General features: G+C 67.5%; 9 protein-coding genes. 7 read left to right on the top strand and 2 right to left on the bottom strand.

Annotated features, from left to right (window positions below):
* The 5 genes from ACDELDRAFT_RS16665 to ACDELDRAFT_RS16645 all read left to right on the top strand — a co-directional run.
* Positions 1-531: FAD binding domain-containing protein (locus ACDELDRAFT_RS16665; RefSeq protein WP_005798969.1), on the top strand; the 531-nt coding region annotated here is incomplete at its 5' end.
* Between the two features lie 217 nt (positions 532-748).
* Positions 749-1,777, top strand: a complete 1,029-nt coding sequence (locus ACDELDRAFT_RS16660; RefSeq protein WP_005798967.1) for an AAA family ATPase — start codon at positions 749-751, stop codon at positions 1,775-1,777.
* 149 nt (positions 1,778-1,926) lie between these two features.
* Entirely contained in the window at positions 1,927-3,132 is a 1,206-nt protein-coding gene (locus ACDELDRAFT_RS16655) for a vWA domain-containing protein (protein WP_005798965.1), read from the top strand.
* A gap of 51 nt (positions 3,133-3,183) precedes the next feature.
* Positions 3,184-3,804: a CoxG family protein gene (locus tag ACDELDRAFT_RS16650; protein ID WP_005798964.1), complete on the top strand. Its 621-nt coding sequence runs from the start codon at positions 3,184-3,186 to the stop codon at positions 3,802-3,804.
* A 211-nt stretch (positions 3,805-4,015) separates the two neighbouring features.
* On the top strand, positions 4,016-5,122 hold the full coding sequence (locus ACDELDRAFT_RS16645; RefSeq protein ID WP_005798962.1) for an XdhC family protein: 1,107 nt from the start codon (positions 4,016-4,018) through the stop codon (positions 5,120-5,122).
* A gap of 412 nt (positions 5,123-5,534) precedes the next feature.
* On the opposite strand, the gene ACDELDRAFT_RS25410 is transcribed toward ACDELDRAFT_RS16645, so the two are convergent.
* Positions 5,535-5,705: a hypothetical protein gene (locus ACDELDRAFT_RS25410; protein WP_005798960.1), complete on the bottom strand. Its 171-nt coding sequence runs from the start codon at positions 5,703-5,705 to the stop codon at positions 5,535-5,537.
* 120 nt (positions 5,706-5,825) lie between these two features.
* Positions 5,826-6,194, bottom strand: a complete 369-nt coding sequence (locus ACDELDRAFT_RS16640; RefSeq protein WP_005798958.1) for a hypothetical protein — start codon at positions 6,192-6,194, stop codon at positions 5,826-5,828.
* A 55-nt stretch (positions 6,195-6,249) separates the two neighbouring features.
* Here ACDELDRAFT_RS16640 and ACDELDRAFT_RS16635 point away from each other — a divergent pair, with 55 nt between their 5' ends.
* Together ACDELDRAFT_RS16635 and ACDELDRAFT_RS16630 are read left to right on the top strand one after the other, a co-directional pair.
* Positions 6,250-6,939, top strand: coding sequence for an ABC transporter ATP-binding protein (locus tag ACDELDRAFT_RS16635; RefSeq protein WP_232504800.1), 690 nt, complete (start codon positions 6,250-6,252; stop codon positions 6,937-6,939).
* Between the two features lie 60 nt (positions 6,940-6,999).
* Complete coding sequence (locus ACDELDRAFT_RS16630; RefSeq protein ID WP_005798954.1) at positions 7,000-7,632, top strand: LysE family translocator; 633 nt, start codon at positions 7,000-7,002, stop codon at positions 7,630-7,632.
* The last annotated feature ends 211 nt before the right edge of the window (positions 7,633-7,843 follow it).

The following is a 7,843-nucleotide window of genomic DNA, read 5'->3' as shown; positions in this document are numbered from 1 at the left end:
GCCGCGCACATCGGCGACCGCCAGGTGCGCGCCCGCGGCACGCTGGGCGGGTCGGTGGCCAACAATGACCCCGCCGCCTGCTACCCCAGCGCCGTGCTGGGGCTGGGGGCCACGGTCATCACCAACCGGCGTGAGATCAAGGCAGACGATTTTTTTGTTGGCATGTACACCACGGCGCTGGAGGAGGGCGAGATCATCACCGCCATCCGTTTCCCCATCCCCAAGCGCGCGGCATACCTGAAGTTCAAGCAGCCCGCCTCGCGCTTCTCGCTGGTGGGCGTGTTCGTGGCGCAAACGGACAGCGGCGTGCGCGTGGCCGTCACCGGCGCAGCCAGCAGCGTTTTCCGCCATGCGGGTCTGGAGGCGGCGCTCAACCAGAGCTTCACCCCGCAGTCGGCCGCCGCCGTGAAGATTGACGCAGGCGATCTGAACAGTGACATCCACGCCAGCGCCACCTACCGCGCCAACCTGATCAGCGTGCAGACACAGCGTGCGGTGCAGAAGATGCTCGGAGCCTCGCAGGCCGGGTGAGCGCAGCGCAACCCGGCGTGGCTTTGCTGCGTCCGCGGCCGTGGTGTCGGGTTACGCCCTGCGGCTTAACCCGACCCACGGACTTGGTCCGTAGCGCCCCATCCGTTCGGGCCGGACCTGTCGAAGCCGGGGCACCCTGTTGGGCCCATCGAATTTTGGAAGAAATCGGCCTCTTGCGCTTATCCAGAAAGCGCAAGAAGCTATCAAAAGAGAAGCAATGAGTTCTCCAGCCTCTGTCGATGCGTTGCTGCAGGCCCTGCAAGCCGTGGGCTACTTCGCCGACCGGCGCCTGGCCACGGCGGTGTTCCTGGCGCTCAAGTTGCAGCGCCCGTTGCTGCTGGAGGGCGAGCCCGGCGTGGGCAAGACGGCGCTGGCCAAGGCTCTTTCGGAGGTGCTCTCGCGCAGCCTCATCCGCCTGCAGTGCTACGACGGGCTGGAACAGCGCGAGGCACTGTACGAATGGAACTACGCCGCCCAGCTGCTGCACATGCGCGCGGCAGAAATGTTGCCCCCTGCGTTGGGCGCTGGCGTGTCCTCGGTGCCCCCAGCGGGGGATGGGGCCCCGGCTTCTCCGGGGCCGGCGGCGCTCGCTGCCTTGGGGCGGCCCGGTGGCGGCGCTGTGCCCCCCACGGCTGGCGCTGTGCGCGACATCGAGGCCGAGGTGTACCAGGACCGCTACCTTATCCGCCGCCCCTTGCTGCAGGCGCTGCAGGCGCCCGCGCCGGGCGCTGTGCTGCTCATCGACGAGGTGGACCGGGCCGATGAGCCCTTTGAGGCCTTCTTGCTCGAATATCTGGGCGAATACCAGGTCAGCATTCCCGAGATCGGCACCGTGCGCGCCACGGCCACGCCGGTCACCCTGCTCACCAGCAACCGCACGCGCGATCTGCACGATGCCGTCAAGCGCCGCTGCCTGTACCACTGGCTCGACTACCCCGACCGCGAACGCGAACTGGCCATCGTGCGCGCCCAGGTGCCGGGCGCCAGCGCGGCACTGGCCCAGCAGGTGGCGGAGTTTGTGGGCCGGTTGCGCAGCCAGCCGTTTGCCAATGCCTTCCAGCGCGCACCCGGCATTGCCGAAAGCGTGGAATGGGCCAAGGCATTGGTCGCGCTCGACACCATCGTGGTGGACCCGGAGGTTGTTTCCGACACGGCGGGCATCCTGTTCAAGCAGCGCGAGGACGTGGCCGCGCTCACGGCCGACATGGCGGCGCAGTTGCTCCAGCCTGCGGCGCAGGAGGGCTGAGGCATGCTCCGGCGAACGCCCCACCGCGGCGCAGGGCTGCGTGTGCTGCAACGGGCCTGCCGCGCCTGTGCGCACGTTCCGGCCGGGCCTGCTGAACCCCGCTGGGAGTCAACGCTGCCGCATCGCGCTTTCTGCCGCAGGCGTCTCCCATGACCACGGTCTCCCAACTGGGCGATGCCCGCACCGGCAAGCTGGCCGACAACCTCAGCGGCTTTGGCCGCACCCTGCGCCGCGCTGGGGTGCGTGTGGACGCCGCCCGCATGGCTCTGGCCCAGCAGGCGGCCTTGCTGGTGGGGCTGCAGCGTGACGATTTCGGTGCGGCACTGGAGGCCGTGCTGGTCAGCCGCGAGCAGGACCGCATGGTCTTCCGCGAGCTGTTTGATGCGTACTTCCGCAACCCCGATGTGGCCCAGAAGCTGTTGGCCCAGATGCTGCCCAGCGCCGAGTCCAAGGCCGAGCCCGTCAAGCGCCGGCCGCGTGTGAGCGAAGCCCTCGCTCCCGTGCGCGCCGCGCGCAATGCGTCCCCGCCGCGTGAAGACGAAAAGGTGGATTTCGACGCTGCCATGACGGCCAGTGACCTGCAACGCCTGCACCAGGCCGATTTCAACCAGCTCTCGGCCAGCGAATACCAGTTGGTGGAGCGTTTGGCGCGCGAAGTGCCCTTGCCCGTGCCGCTTTATGCTGCGCGCCGCACACGGCCGGGCAGCCGGGGCAGCCGCCCACATTGGCCCGGTGCCATGCACCATGCGGCCCGCCATGGCGGCGAATTGCTGCGGGTGCCGCTGCTGCAGCGTCGCCCGCAGCCTCTGCCGCTGCTGGTGCTGGTGGATGTATCGGGGTCCATGGAGCGCTATGCGCGGCTGCTGCTGGCCTTTTTGCATGCCGCCACAGCACCCCGCCATACAGGGGGCGCCCTGCGCCGCGACGTGTTCGCCTTTGGCACAGGCCTCACCGATCTGACCCCTGCCTTCCGGCTGGCCGACACCGATGCAATGCTGGAGACGGCCAGCCGCGCCATCCCCGATTTTGCCGGCGGCACGCGCATGGGCGACAGTCTGGCGCAGTTGCGTCTGCAGCACGCCCGCCGCCTGGTGGGGCGCCGCACGCTGGTCCTGCTGGTCAGTGACGGCCTGGACACCGGCGCTCCCGAGGTGCTGGAGCGCGAACTGGGCTGGCTGCGCCGCCACTGCGGCCGCCTGTTGTGGCTCAACCCCTTGCTGCGCTTCGAGGGCTATCTGCCCACGGCACGCGGCGCCGCGGTGCTGCACCGGCAGGCCCACGGCATGGTGGCAGTGCACAACCTGAGCCGCCTGCAGGACCTTGCAATCCAACTCGCAGCGGTGTTGCGGCAATGAGTGTCGGCACGACGGCGAACCATTTTTTTCAGAACCTCGAGAGGCACCACCATGGAAATGCAAGCCAGCCGCACCCTTGCCGTCAGCCAGCAACAGGCCTGGGATGCGCTCAACGATCCCGAAGTGCTCAAGCTCTGCATCCCCGGCTGTGACAAGGTCGAGCCCACAGGCGAGAACCAGTACGCGGTGGCCATGGCCGTCAAAATCGGCCCGGTGTCCGCCAAATTTGCGGGAAAGATCACGCTGGCCGATATTGTTCCGCCCGAGAGTTACACCATTGCCTTCGACGGCTCGGGCGGCGTGGCCGGCTTTGGCAAGGGCAATGCCCGGGTCCTGCTGGTGCCGCTCCCGGACGATGGCGCAGGGGAGAGCTGCGAGCTGAACTACACCGTGCAGGCCAGTGTGGGTGGCAAGATCGCCCAGTTGGGCCAGCGCCTGATCGACGGCGCCGCCAAGGGCATGGCCGAGGATTTTTTCAAGCGGTTTGACCAGGAGATGCAGCGCCGCTACCCGCGTGGAGATGCGGTGGACACCGTTCCATCGGAGCAGGACCACACGCCTGACGACCAGGCTGCAGCGGCCCGTGACGGCAATTCCCCCGGTGGCATCCCGGTATGGGTGTGGGCGGCTGGCGCTGCGGCGCTGGTGCTGTTAGCGTGGTGGCTGAACTGAGGCTCGGCCTTTTGCCAGGTATGTGCCGTTTTCATGGGCTTGCGCCGCCCCCTGCGGCTTGTGCGTGCTTTTTGCATAGCAATGCCCGCGACGGAGCAGGCCAACGCCAGGGGGGGCAGGGCGCATGTGGCGATGGGCCGTGAACTGGCCGTAGGCTTCAGGTGCGTGGCCCTGGGGCGGAGGTCTTGCCGTTGAAAGAGGTGGAGTTGCAATGGAAAACCTGGATGTGATGGTGTTGCGTGCGCTGCATGGCTGGCGTGCTGCCGGCCGCCGGGCGCTGTTGGCCACGGTGGTGCGCACGTGGGGCTCGTCACCGCGGCCGGTGGGTTCGATCATGGCGATGTGCGAAGACGGTGCCGTGGTGGGTTCGGTGTCGGGCGGCTGTATCGAGGACGACCTCATCGACCGGCACACCCGGGCTTATGCGCAGGGCGCGTCGCAGAGAGGGGCCGCCGCCGACGGCGGCCACCGCATTCCCAGCGGGCCGCCATCTTTCGTCAAATACGGCGTTTCGGCCGATGAGGCGCACCGCTTCGGCCTGCCCTGCGGCGGCACGCTGGAGCTGCTGCTGGAATACGACCCCGATCCTGTCAGCCTGGCGGCGCTGATTGCAGCGCTGGGGGCGGGCCGGCTCATGCAGCGCAGCGTGCGCCTGGCCGATGGCGTGGTCACCGTGGCGCCTGCCGCGGCACCTGGCGATCTGGTGGTGGATGCGGTGCAGCTCACCAACACGTTTGGCCCCGAATACCGCATGCTGCTGATCGGTGCGGGTCAATTGGCCGAATACCTGGCGACCATGGCGGTGTTCAGCGGCTTTGCGGTGACGGTATGCGATCCCCGCGACGAGTACCGCTCGGCCTGGGGCGTGGCGGGTGTTGCGGTGGTCAAAGACATGCCTGACGACCTGGTGCAGGCCTTCAGGCCCGATCGGCGCACGTGCGTGGTGGCCCTCACGCACGACCCCAAGCTGGACGATCTGGCGCTGCTGGAGGCGCTGGACACCGAGGCGTTCTATGTGGGCGGCATTGGTTCGCGCCGCAACAACGAGGCGCGCCGGGCGCGCATGATCGAGCATTTCGGGCAAACCGAAGAGGGCTTGAAACGCCTGCGGGGGCCGATCGGCATCTACATCGGCAGCAAGACGCCCCCCGAGATTGCCGTGAGCGTGATGGCGGAGATCCTGGCCGTGAAGAACGGCGTGACGTTGCCACGCGATATGGCCGTGGCCCAGGCCAAGCACGACCGTGAAATCCAGCCCACCGCCGCCCAGGCGCTGGTCTGTGGCACGGGCGGCAGTGGGGCCGCGACACTGGCGTGAGGGTGCGATCCGCTACGGCGCGCTGCGGGTAGCAAGGGCGCCGGCCTCTGCCGCCGCGCTGCGGCCGACAGCTGTCGATGCAGGGTTTCTGGCAGCGGCCGGTGCGGGCTGCAGCGCAAGGCGGTGATCCCAGGACGCGGGCGCTACGCGCTGTGACAGACGCGCTATTCGGAACGCCGCAGACGCTGCTTTTGCGGGGCAACCCTTCGGGCAAGGCAGCAAACCGTCACGCTCGTTGTTGCCCGCCTTGCCCAGGCTGCGGCGGCTTGCTGCCGTGCGTACCCTTGAAAAGATCGTGAACAGGCTCTAAGGCGCATGCACACAGAGCGGCCGGGCTGCTGGCATGCGTGGCCCAGAAAAAAGCCCTCCGAAGAGGGCCGTTTTCTGCAGGACGGCATGGCCGCCAGTCGGGTCAGCCGCCCTTCTTGGAGCGCTTGCCGGGGTTCTTCTTGCTGCGCGTTGCCACGCCACGTTCCAGGCTGACGCGCTGACCACGGCCAGACGTCGGCAGGCTCACGCCAGGCAGGGGCTTGGGTTGGGGGGTGTGCTTGCGGTCTGCTTCGGTAACGATCTTGTTGCCCATGGTGCTTCTCTGGAAAAAATTGAAAAAACACGCTATTAAGCCATAGGTCCGAAATGCCCGTCCATGCGAAGGGGCTGCGCAAGGTGCACAAAAAGGTCCAGAAGGCCGCGCAAGCAGGGCTCAGTCAAGTTCGAAGGCTTCGCGCAACGCTGCGCAGAAGGCTGCGTCGCCACTGATCGACAGGGTGAGGGTAATGCGCGGCACGCCGTGGCTTTCGGGCTCGCTGGACAGGGCCTTGGTCGCGGGGTCGAACCGCAGTGCGTGGGGCGTGGCCGTTTCGTGGAACTCCTGCAGATCGTAGTGCCATGCGCCGCCTTCTTCCAGGGGGACGCAGGCATGGGCGAACTCGGCATGGGCCCAGCCGAGCACGCGGGCGATTTCTGCATGCACCGCGGGCACCTGCGCAGGGCCCACGCATGCCATGGCGTCAAAGGTGCCAGTGCCTTCGGCGTCTTCACTGAAATCGAAATCGAGGTAGCGCAGGGACATGGGGCGGTCGAGGTGGTGGTGCCCGATTGTCGGGCAGCTCCACCGGCTTTCTAGAATGGCGGCTTTTTCTGGCTGCGCCGTCGGCGACGCCGTGGCCTTGTTGCGAGCATCCATGAACCACCTGTTGCCGGCCCTGCGGGTGCAAGGCCTGACCTTTGGCTACCCCCATCGCCCAGTGTTCGAGAATTTCGAGGCCCGGCTGTTGCCAGGGCCCAATCTGGTGCGGGGCGACGAAAGCACCGGCAAGACCACGCTACTGAGGCTGCTGGCGGGCGATCTGGTGCCACAGGCAGGAAACCTCGTACTCGAGTTGCCGGGCCGCCCGCCAGCTGCTGCCCCTTTTCGCAACCATGTGGCCTGGTTCGATCCGCGCTCCGATGCGCTCGAGGGCCAGACGCCGCGCGACTGGTATGGCCGTTTGCCGCAGAGCCAAGCCGCCTGGGATGCAGCGGCGCTGCAGGGCCATGTGCAGGGCTTCATGCTGGAGCCTCACCTCGACAAGCCGTTCGGCGCGCTGTCCACCGGTACCCGGCGCAAGGTGCTCATGGCCGGGGCGTTTGCCTGCGCCGCGCCGCTCACGCTCATCGACGAGCCGGTGGCGGGGCTTGACAAGGCCTCCGTTGCGTACCTTGCCCTTGCGCTGAAACAGCTTGCCATGTGCACGGACCGCATGGTCGTCGTGGCGCACTACGAGGCCCTGGCGGGCGTTCCGTGGGCCCAGGTGGTGGATCTGCCAGGCGCATGACACCCGGGCCCTGCATGGATAGACTGGTACATCTTTGCTCCCCTCTCACAGGATTCGCACATGGATGCTCTCCTTTTTGCGCCGGTGGCCGTTGCCATTTCGCTCACGCCCGGGCCTAACAACTTCTGCGGTCTGAACAACGGTATCCGCGCGGGTGTGGGCGCGGCGCTGATCGCCACACTGGGGCGCGTGGCGGCTTTCGCCATTTTTCTCACGGTGTCTGCGGTGGGCCTGGGCGCGATGCTGCTGGCTTCCGAGGCCGCTTTCACTGCGGTGAAGTGGGTGGGCGCCTGTTATCTGTTCTGGCTGGGCTGGCGGGCCTGGCGCAGCCGCGAGTTCAGCGGGCTGGCGGTGGTCGAAGGAGAGGGGGCCGTGGCCAGTGGCGCCGCCGTGAAGTTGCGCGCGCTGATTGCGCAGGAATTTCTGCTGGGCATCACCAACCCCAAGGCCATCATTTTGTTTGCCGCGATCTTTCCGCAGTTCATCGATCCGGCGCAGCCCGCTGCACGGCAGTTTCTGGTGCTGGGCTCGATCTATCTGGCCAGCGAATTCGTGTCGACCGCCGTGTATGCCACGGGCGGGCGGCAGATCCGCCGGTTCATCCGCAGCTCGCGTGGGGTGGTGCGCCTGAATCGAGCCACAGGCGGTTTCTTCATGGGCGCGGGCGGGCTGCTGCTGGCCACCAACCGGTAGCCCCGCCGGCCCCGCGGCGCTGCGTGCTCGCGCACGCCGGTAAATCCAAGGTAAAGCCGCCGTAAATTTCGGTGCCTTCGGGGCGCCCTGCGGCGGTGCGTGGCTACCATAGGCGCGACTTCACTCTGCGCACCGCCATGCCTTGCCACCGTTTTCCTTCCCCCGCCTGCGGCCTGTTTTGCACCAAAGTGGCCGAGCCCTGTGGTGGGCG

This window comes from Acidovorax delafieldii 2AN (genome assembly GCF_000175235.1).
Classification (GTDB): domain Bacteria; phylum Pseudomonadota; class Gammaproteobacteria; order Burkholderiales; family Burkholderiaceae_C; genus Acidovorax; species Acidovorax delafieldii_B.
The sequence above is the reverse complement of the archived record's forward strand: the minus strand, read 5'-3'. Positions and strand labels throughout refer to the sequence as shown.